Consider the following 17422-nt stretch of genomic DNA (forward strand, 5'->3'; position numbering starts at 1 on the left):
TCCTCGCATCTCAAGATGGGTGATGAAATGAATCAATCCAATCCCGCTTCACTTGCGCCGCTGACGGGCGGCAAGCTGGCGCTGGCGACGCTCGCGGTGGCGTTGGCCACTTTCATGAACGTGCTGGACTCGTCGATCGCCAACGTCGCGATTCCGACCATCGCGGGCAACCTCGGGGTGTCGGTGGACGAGGGTACATGGGTGATCACGCTATTCGCCGCCGCCAATGCCATTTCAATTCCGCTGACCGGCTGGCTCACGCGGCGCGTCGGGCAGATCAAGCTGTTTGTCGGGGCAATCCTGTTGTTCGTGCTGTCGTCCTGGTTGTGCGGTATTGCGCCGAATCTGCCGGTGCTGCTCGCCGCGCGGATCGTCCAGGGCGCGGTGGCCGGCCCGCTGATTCCACTGTCGCAGGCGATCCTGCTCGGTTCTTATCCGAAGGAAAAGAGTTCGACCGCGCTCGCGTTATGGGCGATGACCGCCACCGTCGGCCCGATTGCCGGCCCGGCGCTGGGCGGCTGGATCACGGACAGCTACTCCTGGTCGTGGATCTTCTACATCAATATCCCGGTGGGGCTGTTCGCCGCCGGCGTGACGTGGGCGATCTACCGCGATCGTGAAACGCCGACCATGCGTCTACCGATCGATAAGGTCGGACTGCTCTCGCTAATCGCCTGGGTCGGCTCGTTGCAGGTGATGCTCGACAAAGGCAAGGATCTCGACTGGTTCAACTCGCCGGTCATCATTGCGTTGACCGTGTTCTCGCTGGTCAGTTTCGTGTTCTTCCTGATCTGGGAGTTGACCGAGAAGAATCCGATCGTCGATTTGAGGCTCTTCGCCGGGCGCAACTTCCTGGGCGGCACGGTGGCGATCTCGGTCGCGTATGCGGTATTTTTCTCCAACCTGGTCCTGTTGCCGCAATGGATGCAGGAGTATCTGAGCTACCGCTCGGTGGATGCCGGGCTCGTCACCGCGCCGCTCGGTATCTTCGCCGTGCTGCTCGCACCGGTGATGGCCAGAATCATGCCGAAGTCCGACGCCCGCGTGCTCGCCACGCTCGCGTTTCTCGGTTTCGCGGCCGTGTTCTTCATGCGCTCGCGCTATACGACCGGTGTCGATACGTTCACGCTCGTAATTCCTACCTTGCTGCAAGGCATTCCCACCGCGCTCTTCTTCGTGCCGCTGACTTCGATCATTCTGTCCGGCCTGCCCGCGGACAAAATTCCCGCGGCTGCCGGTTTGTCCAATTTCGCCCGGGTTTTTGCGGGCGCCGTGGGCACGTCATTGTTCAGCACGGGTTGGAACGATCGCACGATCCTGCACCATGCACGCCTTGCCGAGCAGAGCAGCGTCAACAATCCGACCTTCGTGGGAGGGCTCGACTCGCTGCACGGCATGCTTGGCGGCAGCACGCAACAAGCGCTGGCGGCGTTTGAGAACTCGCTCAACGGCCAGGCGGCGATGCTCGGTCTCAATGACATCTTCTGGCTCTCGGCAGTAATCTTCATCGCGATCATTCCACTGATCTGGTTGACGAAACCCGGCAAGGGTGGTGGCGGGAGTGCCGCGGCCGCTGGTGCGCACTGAGCCGGGGGCTCGCCGACCAAAGCTGACCCGCGTTGGCGGCCCTCAACGCCAGGGCGCCATTGCCTGGAAAACACCGTCACGCCTGACCAGCGCGTGCAGAAGCGCCGCTGCCAGATGAAGCACGATCAGCGCAAAGAAACATAGCGCGAGCGTTCTGTGCGCGTTCCACAACAGCGTGTGCAACGCATCGCTATGCGGCAGGAAGGAGGGCAGATGTATCCCGAACACCACAACGGGATAGTCCGCGGCCGACAGCATGCCCCATCCGATCAGCGGAAGCCCGATCATCAGCAGGTAGAACGCGAGATGCGACAGGCGGGCGGCGAGTTTCATCGGTTCCGGCATCGACGCCGGCAGCGGCGGCGCGCCACGCATGAATCTCACCACCAGGCGAATCAGCGCCAGCACAAGAATCACGATACCCAGCGGCTTGTGGATGGACACCAGCGAAAGATAATCCGGGCGAATGGTGGACACCATCCCGACACCGATAAATAGCATCGCCAGAATGCAAATTGCCATGAGCCAGTGAAGAGCGCGCTGCAGCGGTGTAAAGCGATCGTGGATCGGGGTCATTGCGTGGCTCCTTCCGCCGGATGGCGCGGATAGTCCTTCTCCTCGGCGGTCCGCCGGTTGAACGATACGGAATAGGCGGCCGAGCGCGCGGCGGGAAACGGGTCGTCCGACACATGCATGCCTGACGGCAGCACGGTGGGATCGAAGTTGAGATCGCGACATGGCCCGTCAGCCTCGGGTTCGATGGCGTTGACCACCAGCGTGCCGGCCTCGACTTTATGGCGATCTTCAGGCCAGGCCTTGCTGGGGTCCGCGGTCGGGTCACCGGGGTTGGCGACCGTGACGACCATCGTCCACCGTTGCGGCGCGCTGTGTACCCGCTGCGTAATATCCGCGGCGAGGAAGTCGGCGGCGCGTGTCTTCAACTGGTCGGCGGGCACGGTCTCGGGTTGCGCGGCGGGCACGAACGACCAGCGCACGGCCTGGTCCTGGCCTGCGGCGTTGGTGAAGATAAAGCTATTGAGACTGTTATACCGCTCCTGCGCATAGGAGCCCGTCCAAGGCGCGCTGCCGGCCCACGCGACAAAAGCACCGAATTCCGGATGCGCGGCGGCAAAATTCTTCATGGCGTCCGGGTCGCTCTTGTCGGCCGAGGCTTGAAGCAGGCCGTAAAAGGCCTGCGGCGTGGCGACCGGGAAGACGGGAGCGTCGATCATTGCCGTACGCCATTCGCTGCCATCCGGTGCGACGATGCGCAGACTCAGGCCGCGCACCCGAACGGTGGCGTCCGGGGCCTTGGGATCGACCGTAGCGAGGTTGAAACGTCCCGTGACCGGATAGGAGCCGGACGCGAGCATCGGGGCCTTGGACAAGGCCGCAGCCGCTCCATTCGAGTCGAAGGTGCCGGTGAAGCAGATGCCCTTGGCGTGATTGCGCCGGAAGCCGAGAGCCGCGCCGCCCGGCGGCGCTAATCCGTTGACGATCTTTGCGGGCGTCAGGCGTCCCGGCGAGAGCCAGCCGGCCGTGAAGGCGAAGGCTGCGACCAGTGCGGCCACGACGATTGCAATCAGGACCAGCGAACGGAATGTGGACGCACTGGAAGTTGGTCTGTCGGCCATCGATCTCTCCTGATCAATGATTTGGCTGAGAGGAAACCTAACGAGGTGGCGACAATAGTGCCATTGTTCTATCGATTTTGCTGAGAGGGGTACCCGGCGACGCAACGCGCGAAAAACCCGCTGCGAGCGGCGAGCTTCGCGCGGGCGCCTGGCTCAGGCGGACGCGCCACATGGCAAGTGCGACGTAGGCGAACCCCTACAGCGCACGATGTTCGGCTACGTCATTCTCGGGCTGCTCTGATTTAACTTCGTGAGTGCCTATCCAATACTGAATTCACGGACCTGTGGAGCGAATCTCCTCCTCAGCCCAACTGGAATTCAGGAGCACGACATGAATGCCGACAGCCTTTCCTTGCGATCTCTCGTGGATAAATGGCTTGCGCCAACGCGTTCGATGCCCGCGCGGGTGACGCAGATTGGCCGGTTGCTCGCAACGCACGGTCGCTATGTGCGACTGGAAGGTTGCACTTCGAGCGGGCCGCTGACGATCGTGTTCTTCCGGCATGACAACGGCTCATGGTTTGTGTTTCCGCCCGCCCCCGCAGCGCCGGCCATGTGTGGGAATGTCTTCGTGCTGCCGTTGGAATGTTCCGCGCCATTTGCCATGAGTCGCGGCGACCGCGTTCAACACTAGCAATACGCGGCACATTGGTGCAGCGTCGCTCAAGGGCGACACTGACCGAACCACTATGACTTCAAGGACAGGCGAGCACCGCGGGCAACAACTCACTCCCACGGCGCAGCCCATTTCCCAACGTCAATCCCGCGCCGAAGAAGCCGCGCCGTGGCTCAGCCAATCCAGCACGGCGGTCGCATCATCATCCGCACCCTGGCGCGCCTTCGCGACCGTTTCCGCCACATCCGCGCTAGGCACGGCACGACGAATTGCCACGCCGACAGCCAGGATATCGATCATCACCAGATGCAGAATCCGCGAAATCATCGACAACTGCGACTCGCGAATTTCAATGTGATCGGTTTCGAGCGCGACGGTGGCCCGCTTGGCCAAAGGCGTATTGCTCGACGTAATCGCGATCACCTTGGCGCCCGCCTGCATGGCCACATCCAGCACGCGCAGCAGTTCAGGCGCGCGCCCCGACTTGGACACCGCAACGATCACATCGCCCTTGCCGAGCAAGGCCGCCGACGCCGCCTGCATGTACAGATCGCCGTAGGCAATCGTTGGGATGCCGAAACGGAAGAACTTGTAGTGCGCGTCCTGTGCGACGATGTTCGAATTGCCGAGACCATAGAACTCGATACGCCGCGCGCCGTTCAACAGGTCGATGGCCCGTTCGACGTGCTCGAAATTCAGATGCTCGCGCAACTGCAAAATCGCGGACACGGTGTTGTCCAGCACCTTCGCGCCGAAGTCCGTGGCCGTGTCGCCAAGATGCACCTGGCTGTGGCTCACCGGAATCGTGCCGGTCAAGCCCGTTGCCAGCTTCAGCTTGAAGTCGGACAAGCCCTGGCAGCCGAGCGAACGGCAAAAGCGGATCACGGTAGGCTGGCTCACGTCGGCCTTGCGCGCGATATCGACAATCGGATCGTTGATGATCGAACGCGGATGATTCAGCGCGAGATCGGCCACGCGGCGCTCTGCCGGCGTCAACGCATCGCGCATCTGGCGAATCCGCTCGAATACCGCCGATGAACTGCCGCCCGCGCGGTTCGACAACTGCTCGGCGAGAATCGCGGAGACGCCGAGAAACGCCGGATATTCAGCGGTAATCACATACGTCGGCACGTTCTGCAGGTAGGCTTCGAAGCGGCCCTTGGCTTCGAAACGCTTGCGAAACGACGAGCGCGCGAAGACCTCGCCGAGTCGCGGCACCACGCCGCCGCCGATATAGATGCCGCCCAGCGCGCCGAGCGTCACCGCGATATTGCCCGCGAAGGTGCCGAGAATGCCGCAGAACACGTCGACGGATTCGGCCGCGAGCGGCTCGCCTTCCAGCGCGCGCTTGACGATCTCGATCGTGTCGACGTTGGCCGCCACGCGCTTCTTGTCGCGGCCCGCGAGCGCGCGGTAAATCACTTCGATGCCGGGACCCGCGGCCACACGTTCGAACGACACGTGCGACCACTTCTTGCGCGCGTATTGCAGCACGATGTCTTCGCGTTCGTCGGCCGGCGCGAAGGTGGCGTGACCGCCTTCACTGCCGAGCGCGATCCAGCGGTCGTCGGCGGGAATCAGGCCGGACACGCCCATGCCGGTGCCCGGGCCGAGCAGGCCGATCACGCTGTTTGGACGGCGCGCGCCACCGCCCACCTGCACGCGTTGCGCGTCGGTGAGGCCGGGCAGCGCCATGGCCAGCGCCGTGAAGTCGTTCACCACCAGCAGCGTGTCGAAGCCGAGCGCGCGGCGCGTGGCTTCGATCGAAAAGCTCCAGTCGTGATTCGTCATGCTGACCTGATCGCCGTCGACCGGGTTCGCAATCGCGATCGCCGCATGATTCACGCGGCCGATCTTGGTGTCCTTCAGATACTTCTTGATGACTTCGGCAACGCCCGGATAGTCCGCGCACGGATAGACCTTCACCGAGCCGATTTCGCCCGGGCTCGTCTCCAGCGCAAAACGCGCATTGGTGCCGCCGATGTCGGCCAGGAGCCTCGGTCCATCGGCGTGCTGGCCCGCGCCCGGAACAGCCTTAGTTTGCACACCAGTAGACATCGAGTCTCACTCCCTTGTCGTTCGCCAACTGTGAGATGGCATTTTTTTGTAGCGCAGCGGTGGCGGCGTTCAGCACGTCCATTTTGCGCGGTCCGGCGATCAGCAAAAACAGATGCTTCACTTCTTTCAACGCGGATAGCGACCAGCTTACGCGCGCATGCGGCGCGCTGCCAGGGTGCACGGCGACGAAGCGCTCGCGGGTGGTGATCGCATGGTCCCATTCGGGCGCGTCGGCAAAGATCGACGCGGTGTGGCCGTCTTCGCCCATGCCGAGAATCGCGACGTCCGGCACGACGCCAAAGCGCGGGTCGGCGTTCAGCGCGGCGACGTGCGCGTTCAGTTCCTGCGTGGTGTCCACGAGCGGCCAGAAGGCCGCGTTTTTCGCGGCGTTCTGCAACAGCGTGGCGTGCACCAGTTGCGAGTTGCTCGCGCTGTCCGTTTCCGGCACCCAGCGGTCGTCGACCAGTGTCACGGCAATGCGTGCCCAGTCGAAGGTTTGCGTGGACAACGTCTGCAGAAACGGGCGCGGACTGCTGCCGCCAGACACTGCAAGCATTGCGGGGCGCGCGCCGGTGGTTGACCCGGCGGCCTGTGCGGCGAGCGACGCATGTAACGCGTCGCCAACCGCTTTCGCCAACGCGTCGGATTGGGCGCGTTGATCGTCGAAAGCGTGAAGCTCGATCACTTCTCCTCCGTGCTGCTTTCTTGTTGGATCTGCGGAATGTGCCGTACTGCTCTCACGCGATGCCTGCGAGGTGGATGACCTGCAGGCGCCCTCGTAATACCGGCGCCATTCCGTTCAGTTCGTCGGTGGGTCTTACAGGCGGCGCGTCATGGTCCGTGGAATACGACGTGCCGCCGTGATTCAATTCTCTTCTTCGAGCCAGCAGGTGCCATGTTGCGCCAGCATCGCGCTCGACGCCGCCGGTCCCCACGTGCCCGAAGCGTACGGCTTGGGCGGCTTGTTCGACACTTTCCATTCGTTCAGGATCGGTTCGACCCAGCGCCACGCGGCTTCCTGCTCGTCACGCCGCACAAACAACGCGAGGCGGCCGTTGATCACATCGAGCAGCAGACGCTGATAAGCCTCCATCTGTCCTTCGCGGAAGAACTGGTCGAACGCGAGATCGAGGTGGACGCTGGCGAGGTTCATGCCTTCGCCGGGCTGCTTGGCGAGACAGTACAGGCGAATGGTTTCGTTCGGCTGCAGGCGGATCACGAGGCGGTTCGCGCCGGCACGCAGCGCGGAAGCGCCGAGCGCCGAATGCGGCACTGCACGAAAGTTCACCACGATCTCGGCAACGCGATCGGCGAGGCGCTTCCCGGTGCGCAGGAAAAACGGCACGCCGGCCCAGCGCCAGTTTTCGATCTCGACCTTCAGTGCGACGAAAGTTTCGGTCGTGCTGTCCGGCCTGACGCCGGACTCCGTTGCATATGCCGGCACCGCGGTGCCGCGAATCACGCCCGAATGATACTGGCCGCGCACGGCCACCTTGCCGATGTCGCGTGGGTCGATGGGCTTCAAGGCGCGCAGCACGCGCAGCTTTTCATCACGCACCGAATCCGAATCCATGGAGTGGGGCGGCTCCATCGCCACGATGGAAAGCAGTTGCAGCAAATGGTTCTGCACCATGTCGCGCAGGGCGCCGGTGTTGTCGTAGAAGTCGCCGCGCGCTTCCACGCCGAGTTCTTCGGCGATCGTGATCTGGATGCTTTCAACCCACTCGCGGCGCCACAGCGGCTCGAAGAGGGCATTGCCGAAACGCAGCGCCAGCAGGTTCTGCACCGGTTCTTTACCGAGGTAGTGGTCGATCCGATAGATCTGTTCTTCGGCGAAGATTTCACCGACTGCATCATTAATTGCGTTGGACGACTTGAGGTCATAGCCGAGCGGCTTTTCCAACACGATGCGGGCGTTCTCGTTCAGTCCCACCGACGCGAGCGCATGGCAGATCGGCACGAACAGCGACGGACCCGTAGCCAGATAGAACACGCGAATGCCTGGCAGATTCTGGATCGCGTCGCGCAAGTGCACGAAGTCTTCCGCTTTGCCGAGGTCGATATTCACGAACTCGATGCGGTTCAGAAAGCCCGCCCACGCCGTTTCGTCCACACCGTTCTTCGACACATGTGGCTTGACGTGTTCGTTCACCCACTGGAGGTACTCGCTGCGATCCGCCGCGTGCCGGGCCACCGCCACGATCTTGCCACTGTCGGCCAGCATGCCGCCTGCACGGTGTGCTTCAAACAGTGCCGGCAGGATCTTGCGCATCGACAGATCGCCGGTTCCGCCGAAGAGAACGAAGGTGAAACTTGAATCGGTTTGCATGAGTCTCCGTCGATGTCCTGGGGCCGCCGAAGTTGAACAGTTGAGCGACCGTAGTCCGATAAAATTTTTTTTGACACTGAATTGTAGTTTAACTACAATCCAAATCAAGAGGTAACGCTAATTCGATGAAAAAAGCGTGCGCTGCAAGTCCAGATGCGCGTTTTCCCGAATCGGCAGGCGTCCCCTGCATGTTAACGGACATTGCGTGTCGGTACGCGCCAGCACGCCCTGCGGCCCTTGTGGAAAGCCGGGCAGTTGAGCGGCTTTCCGTAATGGTCGGCACCAGGTTGACGTGCAAGGCACCTCGAGTCTGCCGCGCGCGACGCGGGCAGGCAAAAATCAAAAGAGGAGACAGTCAGTTGCATCCCGAACCACTCATCTCTTGAGCTTCCAGCGGCCGAAAATCGGTCCGCCGGCACATGCCTCGCGCATGCGCCCGACCGTGCTCGATCGCCCAGTGTTTTGCCTGTTTGAACCAACCACAGCACCCTGGCGACATCAGGGGCCATTTGTTTTTTGTTCAGGTGTCTGGAGGAGATAAGCAATGAAATTTCGCGCGATCATGGGCGCTTTGTGCGCCGCAGGTCTGATGTGTGGCGTCTCGGCCGTGCAGGCTGCCGAGTCGATCGAAGTGTTGCACTGGTGGACTTCGGGCGGCGAATCGAAAGCCGTCGGCGTCCTCAAGGACGACATGACGAAGCAGGGTTACACGTGGAAGGACTTTGCGGTTGCGGGTGGCGCCGGCGCGGCTGCCATGACGGCACTCAAGACGCAGGTGATCTCGGGCAACGCGCCGAGCGCTGCGCAGATCAAGGGTCCGCTGATCCAGGACTGGGCGCAGCAAGGCGTGCTGGTGCCGATCGACTCCGCCGCGGGTGACTGGAAGAAGAACCTGCCGCCGGAAATCGACAAAATCATGCACGCAGACGGTCACTACGTCGCCGCGCCGTTCTCGGTGCACCGCGTGAACTGGCTGTACATCAACAAGGCAGCGCTGGACAAGGCAGGCGGCAAGGCGCCGACCACGTGGCCTGAGTTCTTCGCCGTGGCCGACAAGATGAAGGCCGCGGGCATCCAGCCGATCGCGATGGGTGGCCAACCGTGGCAAGACCTGACGCTGTGGGAAGACGTCGTGCTGTCGCAAGGCGCGGACTTCTACAAGAAGGCGCTGGTCGACCTCGACGAAAAGACGCTGACTTCGGACAAGATGGTCGGCGTGTTCGACACGGTCCGCAAGATTCAAGGTTACTTCGACGCGGGCCGCACGGGCCGTGACTGGAACCTGGCAACGGCCATGGTCATCAACGGCAAGGCCGGCATGCAGTTCATGGGCGACTGGGCGAAGGGCGAATTCGCCAACGCCGGCAAGAAGTCGGGCTCGGACTACATCTGCGCCGCTGTGCCGGGCACGGAAAAGTCCTACACGTTCAACGTCGACTCGTTCGTATTCTTCCAGCAGAAGGGCGCGAAGGCGGCAACGCCGGGTCAGCTCGCACTGGCCAAGACGATCATGTCGCCGGAGTTCCAGGAACAGTTCAGCCTGAACAAGGGTTCCATCCCGGTTCGTCTGGGCGTGTCGATGGCCAAGTTCGACGACTGCGCGAAGAAGTCGTACGCGGATGAACAAGTGGCGATCAAGTCGGGCGGCTACGTGCCTTCGCTGGCACACGGCATGGCGCAACCGGATGCAGCAGCCGGCGCGATCTCGGACGTGGTCACGAAGTTCATGAACTCGCAGCAGGATTCGAAGAGCGCGGTTGCCGCGCTCGCGAAGGCAGCGAAGACCAAGTAAGTGAAGTGAATGATGCGGCGCGCCCGGCGGTTCATCAACGGGCACCGGGCGCGCCCTTCACGTCGCTGATTGCCGGGGTGGAAGTCCTCGCATTGGCAGGCGGCTTCAGCCTGGTTTCATAGAGTCACACCTATGCCGTTGCGGCCTCGCGTCTTCCGGCGCGAATGTCCCGGCGGCACAGTTTCAGCAGGAGTCGAGTAGTGACTGCTTCTATCAGCGGAAACGGGAAAACGGCCTCCGTCACCCGCCGCGCGTCGCCCATGGCGGCCCTTGCCGATCGCTGGATTCCGAAGCTGGTGCTCGCACCCAGCGTCGTGATCAGCCTGATCTTCGTGTATGGCTTCATCGCCATTACCGGCTATCTGTCGCTGTCCAATTCGCGACTGATGCCTCGTTATGAATTTGTCGGTCTCGACCGTTATCGCGAACTGTTCGATAACGACGTGTTCTGGACGTCGGCTGCGAACCTCGGCTGGTTCGGCATCCCGTTCATCGGTATCTGTATCGGCCTCGGTCTCTTTCTCGCGATCCTGCTCGATCAGCAGATTCGCAATGAAGGCGCGCTGCGCGCCGTGTTCCTGTACCCGATGGCGCTGTCGTTCATCGTGACGGGTACGGCATGGCAATGGATCATGACGCCGAGCATCGGCCTCGAGAAGGTGTTTCACGACTGGGGCTGGACGAGCTTTTCGTTCAGCTGGCTGGGCGATCCGGACAAGGCGATTTTCTGCGTCGTGATCGCGGCCGTGTGGCAGTCCACCGGCTTCGTCATGGCGCTGTTCCTCGCGGGCCTGCGCGGTGTGGACGCTGAAATCTTCAAGGCCGCGCAGATGGACGGCGCGGGCTTGCCCACCATCTACCGCAAGATCGTGATTCCGAGCATGCGCCCGGTGTTCTTCTCCGTGCTGCTGATTCTCTGCCACATCACGATCAAGACCTTCGACCTGGTGGTCGCGTTGACCGCCGGCGGTCCGGGCACCTCGTCGTCGCTGCCGGCTATTTTCATGTACACGTTTTCGTTCAATCGCGGGCAGCTGGGCGTCGGCGCGGCATCGTCGATGATGATGCTCGCCACTGTCGTGGCCGTGCTCGTGCCGCTGATGTATCTGGAATCGAGGAGCACCCGCAATGCAGCCTAAGATGACGATCAGCCGTGCCGTCATTTACGCGGCCTTGATTCTGTTTGCCCTGTATTTCCTGTTCCCGTTGTACGTGATGCTGTCCACGTCGTTCAAGGACATCGATCAGCTGCGCACCGGCAACCTGCTCACGCCGCCTACGCACTGGACCGTCGAGCCGTGGATCAAGGCATGGAGCGGCGCCTGCACGGGGGTGCGTTGCGACGGCATGCAGCCGTTCTTCATGAACTCGGTGCGGATGGTGATTCCCGCCGTGCTGATCTCGTCGATCATCGGCGCGTTCAACGGTTATGTGCTCACTCATTGGCGTTTCCGTGGCGCGGATCCGATCTTCACGATGATCCTGGTCGGCTGCTTCATTCCGTTCCAGGCGATCCTGCTGCCGATGGCGCGTTTCGAAGGCTTTCTCGGCCTGTCGAACACGACCACCGGCCTGGTGGTGGTGCACGTGATCTACGGTATCGCCTTCACCACGATGTTCTTCCGCAACTTCTACGTGAGCATTCCGGCTGAACTCGTGAAGGCGGCGCGTATCGACGGCGCGGGTTTCTTCACGATCTTCACGAAGATTCTGCTGCCGGTTTCGCTGCCGATTTTCATGGTGTGCCTGATCTGGCAATTCACGCAGATCTGGAATGACTTCCTGTTCGGTATTGTGTTCTCCGGTGTCGATTCGATGCCGATCACGGTGGCGCTGAACAACCTCGTGAATACCTCGACCGGCGTAAAGGAATACAACGTGGACATGGCCGGCGCGATCATCGCCGCACTGCCCACGCTGCTGGTGTACATCATCGCCGGACGCTATTTCGTGCGCGGCCTGACGGCGGGCGCAGTGAAGGGCTAGACGCCAGGCTCAACCATCCGAGCGCGGCGGCTTCTGTTCGATTCGAAGCCGCCGTCATCCGAAGACGTTTTCAAGCAGTACCAGAGACAAGAGGATTCACAGCATGGCAAGCCTTTCCATCCGTGACGTGTACAAAACTTACCCGAACGGGGTGCCGGTCCTGAAGGGTGTCAATATCGACATCGAAGACGGCCAGTTCCTGATTCTCGTCGGCGGTTCGGGCTGCGGGAAGTCGACGCTGCTCAACATGATCGCCGGCCTCGAAACCGTGACCAAGGGCGAGATTCAGATCGACGGCAAGACGGTGAACAACCTGTCGCCGAAAGATCGCGATATCGCGATGGTGTTCCAGTCGTACGCGCTGTATCCGTCCATGACGGTGCGCGAGAACATCTCGTTCGGTCTGAACATTCGCAAGGTGCCGAAGCAGGAGCAAACGCAGATCGTCGACCGCGTGTCGAATACGCTGCAGATCACGCACCTGCTGGATCGCAAGCCGGGGCAACTGTCCGGCGGCCAGCGCCAGCGCGTGGCCATGGGCCGTGCTCTCGCGCGCGATCCGGTCATGTTTCTGTTCGACGAACCGCTGTCGAACCTCGACGCGAAACTGCGTATCGAGATGCGTTCGGAAATCAAGCTGCTGCATCAACGCCTCGGCACGACGATCGTCTACGTGACGCACGATCAGATCGAAGCCATGACGCTCGGCGACCGCATCGCGGTGATGAAAGACGGCATCGTGCAGCAGTTCGGCGCGCCGCAGGAAATCTACGACTCGCCGTCGAACCTGTTCGTGGCGGGCTTCATCGGCGCGCCGCCGATGAACTTCATCCAGGGCAAGCTGGTCGAGCAGGGCGCGGGCGTGGCGCTCGAACTGGATACGGGTGTCGCGCGCACGGCGCTGAACCTGCCGTTCGACTCCGCGAAGGTGAAGTCGCACGTTGGCCGTGATGTGATTCTCGGCCTGCGTCCGGAGCGCATCACCGACGCGCGTGGCGCGCACGGCGACAACGCGAAGCTGCAGCCGATCGAAGTGAAGGTCGACGTGATCGAGCCGACCGGCCCGGACACGCTGGTGTTCGCGCAGGTCAACGGTAAGCGGATCGTGAGCCGCGTGCACCCGGCTTCGAATCCGCAACCGCTGACGAACACGACGCTGCTGTTCGATACCTCGAAGGCGGTGCTGTTCGATCCGACCAACGAAGAGCGGATTGCCTGAGCGGAAAGTCTGGATCGAGTTTGAAGAAAGCCCCTTGCGCTGCGAAGCGCAAGGGGCTTTCTGTTTTGCGGCCGCCGCTTATTGGTCCGTAATGCGCAGATCCGGATTGTTGCGCGCCAGTTCCGTCACCCACTCGATAAATGCGCGTAGCCGCGAACTCAGATTGCGGCGGTGCGCGTAGAGCACCGATAACGGCGTACCGGGACTCGTGTAGGTGGTGAGGATTTCCTTCAACGCGCCCTGGTTGATCAGATCGGAGACCATGAAGCGCGAGGGCTGGATGATGCCGTGGCCGAGCACGGCCGCGCCGATATACACGGAGCCGTCGTTCACCGCGAGCACGCTTTTCAACGTGACCTTGGCGATTTCGCCGTCCACTTCGTATTCGAACGGGAACGTCTTGCCCGTGCGGGCGGACACGTAATTGACCGCGCGGTGCTCGCTCAACGCTTCGAGCGTGGTCGGCTCGCCGTATTTCTCCAGATACGCCGGCGACGCGCACGTGACGATGCGCGCCTGGCCGATCCGACGTGCGACGAGACTCGACTCTTCCGGCGTGCCCATGCGGATCACGCAGTCCACGCCATCCTGAATCAGATCGATGTTGCGATCGGCGAGGCCGAGCCGCACGTCGATCTCGGGGTATTGCCGGTAGAAATCATCGAGCGCGGGCAGCAGCAGCGCGCGGGCCAGCGTGCCGGACGTATCCACGCGAATCGTGCCGGCCGGATTTTCGCGTTTGTTCGACAGCGACGATTCGGCGTCGACGACTTCGGCGAGAATGCGCACGCAGCGCTCGTAGAACAGCGCGCCGTCTTCGGTGACGCTGACCTGGCGCGTCGAACGGTTCAGCAGACGCACGCCGACATGTTCCTCCAGCGCCTGGATGGTGCGGCTGACTTTGGCGCGTGGCAGGTCGAGCGACTCGGATACTTTGGTGAAGCTGTTCGCCTCCACCACACGCGTAAATATCTCCATCGCTTCGAAACGGTCCATGTTTTGCCTTATGAGTGATTGCCGGAAGTAGGTTTCGAAGTGAAGTGTATAGGTTGGAAAAATTGTTGTCGCATAGGCTGAGAGTCGGCCGCCCGCACAGCGCCTCTGCCGGGCCGTCGTGCTCAATCCCGATCCGGCGCGCCGAGCGGGAAAAACGCGCGATAGGGGCGCGCTTCATCCACCGCGCGCGCAAACGACGGCCGCGCCAGCAGCCGCTTGCGGTAAGCGAGCACGTGCGCAAACGCCGGGCCGATGGCGTGCGTCCAGTCGGCATAGAAGAGGAATGGCGCGGCGCCGCAATCGGCGAGGCTGAAAGTGTCGCCGGCGGCCCATTCGCGCTCCGCCATTACCTTGTCCAGCCAGCCGTACGCGGTGTCGAGCATGGCGCGCGCCTCGGCTACGGCGCGCGGGTCGCGCTCCGGCTCCGGGCGCATGCTGTCGTAGACGATCTTCTGCTGCGGCGTCGAAATGTAGTTGTCGAAGAAGCGGTCCATGCCGCGCACTTCCAGCGCCGCGCGGGCGTCGGCCGGCACGAGCGGCACCGGTCCGGGATGATAAAGGCCCAGGTATTCGATGATGATGCTCGCCTCCATCACGGTCCGGCCGCCGTCCACCAGCAGCGGAAACCGTTTGATCGGCCAAAGCGCGGCGAATTCGGCCATGACTTGCGGGTCGTCGTGGGCGAGCAGGCGCAATTCGAATGGCGTGCCGTTCTCGTAGAGCGCGGTCAGGACCTTCTGGCAGTACGAGGAGAACGGATGGGCGTAGAGCTTCAGGGGCATCGTGTCACCTTGAGCGGTTGATATTGCTGGGCGCGCTGCGCGCGGTGACGGCCTGATCGACCGTTTACTTCACGACGAACGGCGGCGCCGCAAATCGACAGCCATGAGGATCTATCAGCCGGCATTCGCTACGACAAACCGTCACAAAACTATGAAGAAAGATGGTGTAACATTTGAAAACTTTGTAAGAGACGCCGACGTGACCGGATAAATGGTGCGACAGAAGCAAGCTCGGGGCGTCACTCAAATCAACAACGAATAATTCGACGCACGGGGGCTTCACATGTCTACGATCACGTCTTCGGTCAATAGCGCGACCTCGAACGCGCAGAGCCAGGTTCAGCAAGCGGCGCAATCCATTATCAGCGGTTCGACCGGCAACTCGTCGATGGACGTGGCGTCGCTGGTCTCGGTGCTCGTGAACGCCAGGACGGCGGGCCAGGCGGCGGCGCTGCAAGCAAGGCAAACCAGCGACAACACCACCTTATCCGCCTACGGCGCGCTGACTTCGGCGTTGTCCGCGTTGCAGGCGGCGCTCAAGAATCTGTCGGACGGAACGACGTTGTCCACCTTCGCGGCTACCGCGAGCGCCAAGGGCCTCGACCCGAAAGCAGGTCCGGGCGCGGTGGCCGGCAGCTATACGATCGATGTCACACAGATCGCTTCGTCGCAAAGCCTGTCTTCGGCGGCGTTCGGTGCGGCCACGCAGCTCGGCACCGGCACGCTGACCATCTCGGTCGGCGGCAAGTCGATGGATGTCGCGATCGACAGCACCAACAACACCTTGAGCGGGATTGCCGGCGCGATCAATAAAGCGGGCAACAATCCCGGCGTCACGGCAACGATCGTGACCGGCACCGGCGGGGCGCACCTCGTGTTGCGCTCGGCTAACACCGGCTCGGCCAACACGATCAACGTGGCCACCAGCAACGTGCAGAACGATGCGGGTCTGTCGAGCCTCGGCGTGACCTCGACGCCCGGGGCGAACGGCGCGCCGTCCACGATCGTATCGTCGGATGCCGGCCAAGCCTGGCGGCAGAGCGAAGCGGCGCAAGACGCGCTGCTCACCATTGGCGGGATCGCGGCGCGCAGCGCCAACAACGCCGTCACCGATGCGATTTCCGGCGTCACGCTGAATCTGTCGAGCGCGTCGGTCAACAACCCGCAGACGCTGACCATCGCGCCGGACACCACCGCGCAGAACACGGCCATCACGAATTTCGTCAATCTGTACAACACCGTTGTCACCACGATCAGCAAGCTGTCCTCGTACGACAAATCGTCGAAGACGGGCGGCGCGCTGCTGGGCGACTCGACGTTGTTGACGGTGAAGAACGCGCTGGCTTCGATCGTCAGCGGCGGGGTTGGCCAGGGCAGTTCGGTGGTGACTCTCGGCCATATCGGCATCGCCCTCAAAGGCGATCCGGCGGACGGTACGCTAGTCGTGGACAATGCGAAACTGACTACCGCGCTCAACACAAGCTCTGCGCAGGTTGCCGCGTTGTTCAATTCGACCAATGGTATTGGCGCCAAATTGAACAAGAGCATTACCGAGTTCACGCGCACGGGCGGCATTATCGACACGCGCAACTCTGCGCTGAATGCCGACCTGAAGAGCGTCACCGCGCAGCAAAGCAAGTTGAGCGACTACGCCACGCAATTGACGAAGCAGTACCAGAGCCAGTTCACTGCACTGAATACGTTGATGGCGACCATGAACAACAACTCGGCGTATCTGACGGCGTTGTTCGGCGGCTCGAAGAGCGCGGGCGCGCTGGCGACCAACAAGTAGGTTTGAAGGGCGGGGCGGCGGCCGTTCGCGGGCGGTACGCCGCGGGTCGAGGCGGGCCGTGCCGCCCGCTGGCTCGTGCGGGACCTTGTGCGGCAGCTAGTGCGGCAACCGCACATCAAGCCTGAACGTCACCAGCCTCGCAAGAAGGATAAAGGCGGTGGCGATCAGCACGCTATACACCGTGTCGAAGTCGAAGTAATCCATCAGCACATACAGCCAGCAGCCGACGAACGCGCAGGTCGCATACGGTCGCGAGTCGCGCAGGATCAGCGGCACCTCGTTGCACAGCACGTCACGAATCACGCCGCCGAAAACCCCCGTCAACACACCCATCAGCACCGAGGTGAACCACGGCATTTGCGCGTCGTGCGCGATCGATGTGCCGGCGATGCTGAAGAGGGCTTTGGGCGGAGGACTTGAAGGGCGCACATGGTTCGGTCGGAGAGCGAAGGGTCCTACGCGAAACAACTCGCATCACGTCGACATCCGCCATTTCATCAGTTACGCATGCGCACCGGTTTAAGTTTTCCCAGCGAAGGTTCACCAGTGCAATTGCGATTGTCGGTTGGAATATGTAGGTGTTTTCCGGGATATGTCAAATTTGATTGCAAAGGTCGCCATTCGGTTAATT

General features: G+C 62.1%; 14 protein-coding genes and 1 pseudogene. 7 read left to right on the top strand and 8 right to left on the bottom strand.

Annotation, left to right across the window (positions count from 1 at the left end; translation table 11 throughout):
- Positions 1-27 precede the first annotated feature (27 nt).
- The gene (locus P0D68_RS05905) at positions 28-1587 is read left to right on the top strand and encodes a DHA2 family efflux MFS transporter permease subunit (protein ID WP_091800719.1); all 1560 of its coding nucleotides are present in this window, start codon (positions 28-30) and stop codon (positions 1585-1587) included.
- A gap of 42 nt (positions 1588-1629) precedes the next feature.
- Here the strand turns inward: P0D68_RS05905 and P0D68_RS05910 are convergent, their stop codons facing one another.
- Both P0D68_RS05910 and P0D68_RS05915 read right to left on the bottom strand, forming a co-directional pair.
- Positions 1630-2163, bottom strand: a complete 534-nt coding sequence (locus P0D68_RS05910) for a cytochrome b (RefSeq protein ID WP_408299309.1) — start codon at positions 2161-2163, stop codon at positions 1630-1632.
- The gene (locus P0D68_RS05915; RefSeq protein ID WP_408299311.1) at positions 2160-3221 is read right to left on the bottom strand and encodes a catalase family peroxidase; all 1062 of its coding nucleotides are present in this window, start codon (positions 3219-3221) and stop codon (positions 2160-2162) included. Before P0D68_RS05915 ends, P0D68_RS05910 begins: the two co-directional genes overlap by 4 nt.
- 331 nt (positions 3222-3552) lie before the next feature.
- Between P0D68_RS05915 and P0D68_RS05920 the strand changes: the two genes are divergently transcribed.
- Positions 3553-3855: a hypothetical protein gene (locus P0D68_RS05920; RefSeq protein WP_408299313.1), complete on the top strand. Its 303-nt coding sequence runs from the start codon at positions 3553-3555 to the stop codon at positions 3853-3855.
- A gap of 123 nt (positions 3856-3978) precedes the next feature.
- Here P0D68_RS05920 and P0D68_RS05925 read toward each other — a convergent pair whose 3' ends face one another.
- The 3 genes from P0D68_RS05925 to zwf all read right to left on the bottom strand — a co-directional run bounded on the left by P0D68_RS05925 (position 3979) and on the right by zwf (position 8224).
- Positions 3979-5895, bottom strand: a complete 1917-nt coding sequence (locus P0D68_RS05925) for a bifunctional transcriptional regulator/glucokinase (RefSeq protein ID WP_091796378.1) — start codon at positions 5893-5895, stop codon at positions 3979-3981.
- Complete coding sequence (pgl, locus tag P0D68_RS05930; RefSeq protein ID WP_408299315.1) at positions 5873-6580, bottom strand: 6-phosphogluconolactonase; 708 nt, start codon at positions 6578-6580, stop codon at positions 5873-5875. Before pgl ends, P0D68_RS05925 begins: the two co-directional genes overlap by 23 nt.
- A 180-nt stretch (positions 6581-6760) precedes the next feature.
- On the bottom strand, positions 6761-8224 hold the full coding sequence (zwf, locus tag P0D68_RS05935) for a glucose-6-phosphate dehydrogenase (RefSeq protein ID WP_408299317.1): 1464 nt from the start codon (positions 8222-8224) through the stop codon (positions 6761-6763).
- 544 nt (positions 8225-8768) lie between these two features.
- Here zwf and P0D68_RS05940 point away from each other — a divergent pair.
- The 4 genes from P0D68_RS05940 (at position 8769) to P0D68_RS05955 (ending at position 13221) form a co-directional block, all read left to right on the top strand.
- Positions 8769-10016 carry an ABC transporter substrate-binding protein gene (locus P0D68_RS05940; protein WP_091796372.1) on the top strand — a complete coding sequence of 416 codons (1248 nt, stop codon included), beginning with the start codon at positions 8769-8771 and terminating at the stop codon, positions 10014-10016.
- Between the two features lie 200 nt (positions 10017-10216).
- The gene (locus P0D68_RS05945) at positions 10217-11155 is read left to right on the top strand and encodes a carbohydrate ABC transporter permease (RefSeq protein WP_408299319.1); all 939 of its coding nucleotides are present in this window, start codon (positions 10217-10219) and stop codon (positions 11153-11155) included.
- On the top strand, positions 11145-12002 hold the full coding sequence (locus tag P0D68_RS05950) for a carbohydrate ABC transporter permease (protein ID WP_091796367.1): 858 nt from the start codon (positions 11145-11147) through the stop codon (positions 12000-12002). The genes P0D68_RS05945 and P0D68_RS05950 overlap by 11 nt, the downstream gene beginning before the upstream one ends.
- 103 nt (positions 12003-12105) lie before the next feature.
- The gene (locus tag P0D68_RS05955) at positions 12106-13221 is read left to right on the top strand and encodes an ABC transporter ATP-binding protein (protein WP_408187306.1); all 1116 of its coding nucleotides are present in this window, start codon (positions 12106-12108) and stop codon (positions 13219-13221) included.
- Between the two features lie 78 nt (positions 13222-13299).
- Here the strand turns inward: P0D68_RS05955 and P0D68_RS05960 are convergent, their stop codons facing one another.
- Complete coding sequence (locus P0D68_RS05960; protein WP_091796363.1) at positions 13300-14217, bottom strand: LysR family transcriptional regulator; 918 nt, start codon at positions 14215-14217, stop codon at positions 13300-13302.
- A gap of 122 nt (positions 14218-14339) precedes the next feature.
- A complete protein-coding gene (locus P0D68_RS05965; protein WP_408187305.1) occupies positions 14340-14999 on the bottom strand; it encodes a glutathione S-transferase family protein in 660 nt (219 codons plus the stop codon).
- Between the two features lie 283 nt (positions 15000-15282).
- Between P0D68_RS05965 and fliD the strand changes: the two genes are divergently transcribed.
- Complete coding sequence (gene fliD, locus P0D68_RS05970) at positions 15283-16791, top strand: flagellar filament capping protein FliD (protein WP_408299322.1); 1509 nt, start codon at positions 15283-15285, stop codon at positions 16789-16791.
- A gap of 96 nt (positions 16792-16887) precedes the next feature.
- On the opposite strand, the pseudogene P0D68_RS05975 reads toward fliD, so the two are convergent.
- Positions 16888-17190 (bottom strand): annotated as a pseudogene (locus P0D68_RS05975) (trimeric intracellular cation channel family protein); the annotation flags it as partial.
- Positions 17191-17422 lie beyond the last annotated feature (232 nt).

The organism is Paraburkholderia sp. RL17-380-BIE-A (genome assembly GCF_046028085.1).
Lineage (GTDB): Bacteria > Pseudomonadota > Gammaproteobacteria > Burkholderiales > Burkholderiaceae > Paraburkholderia.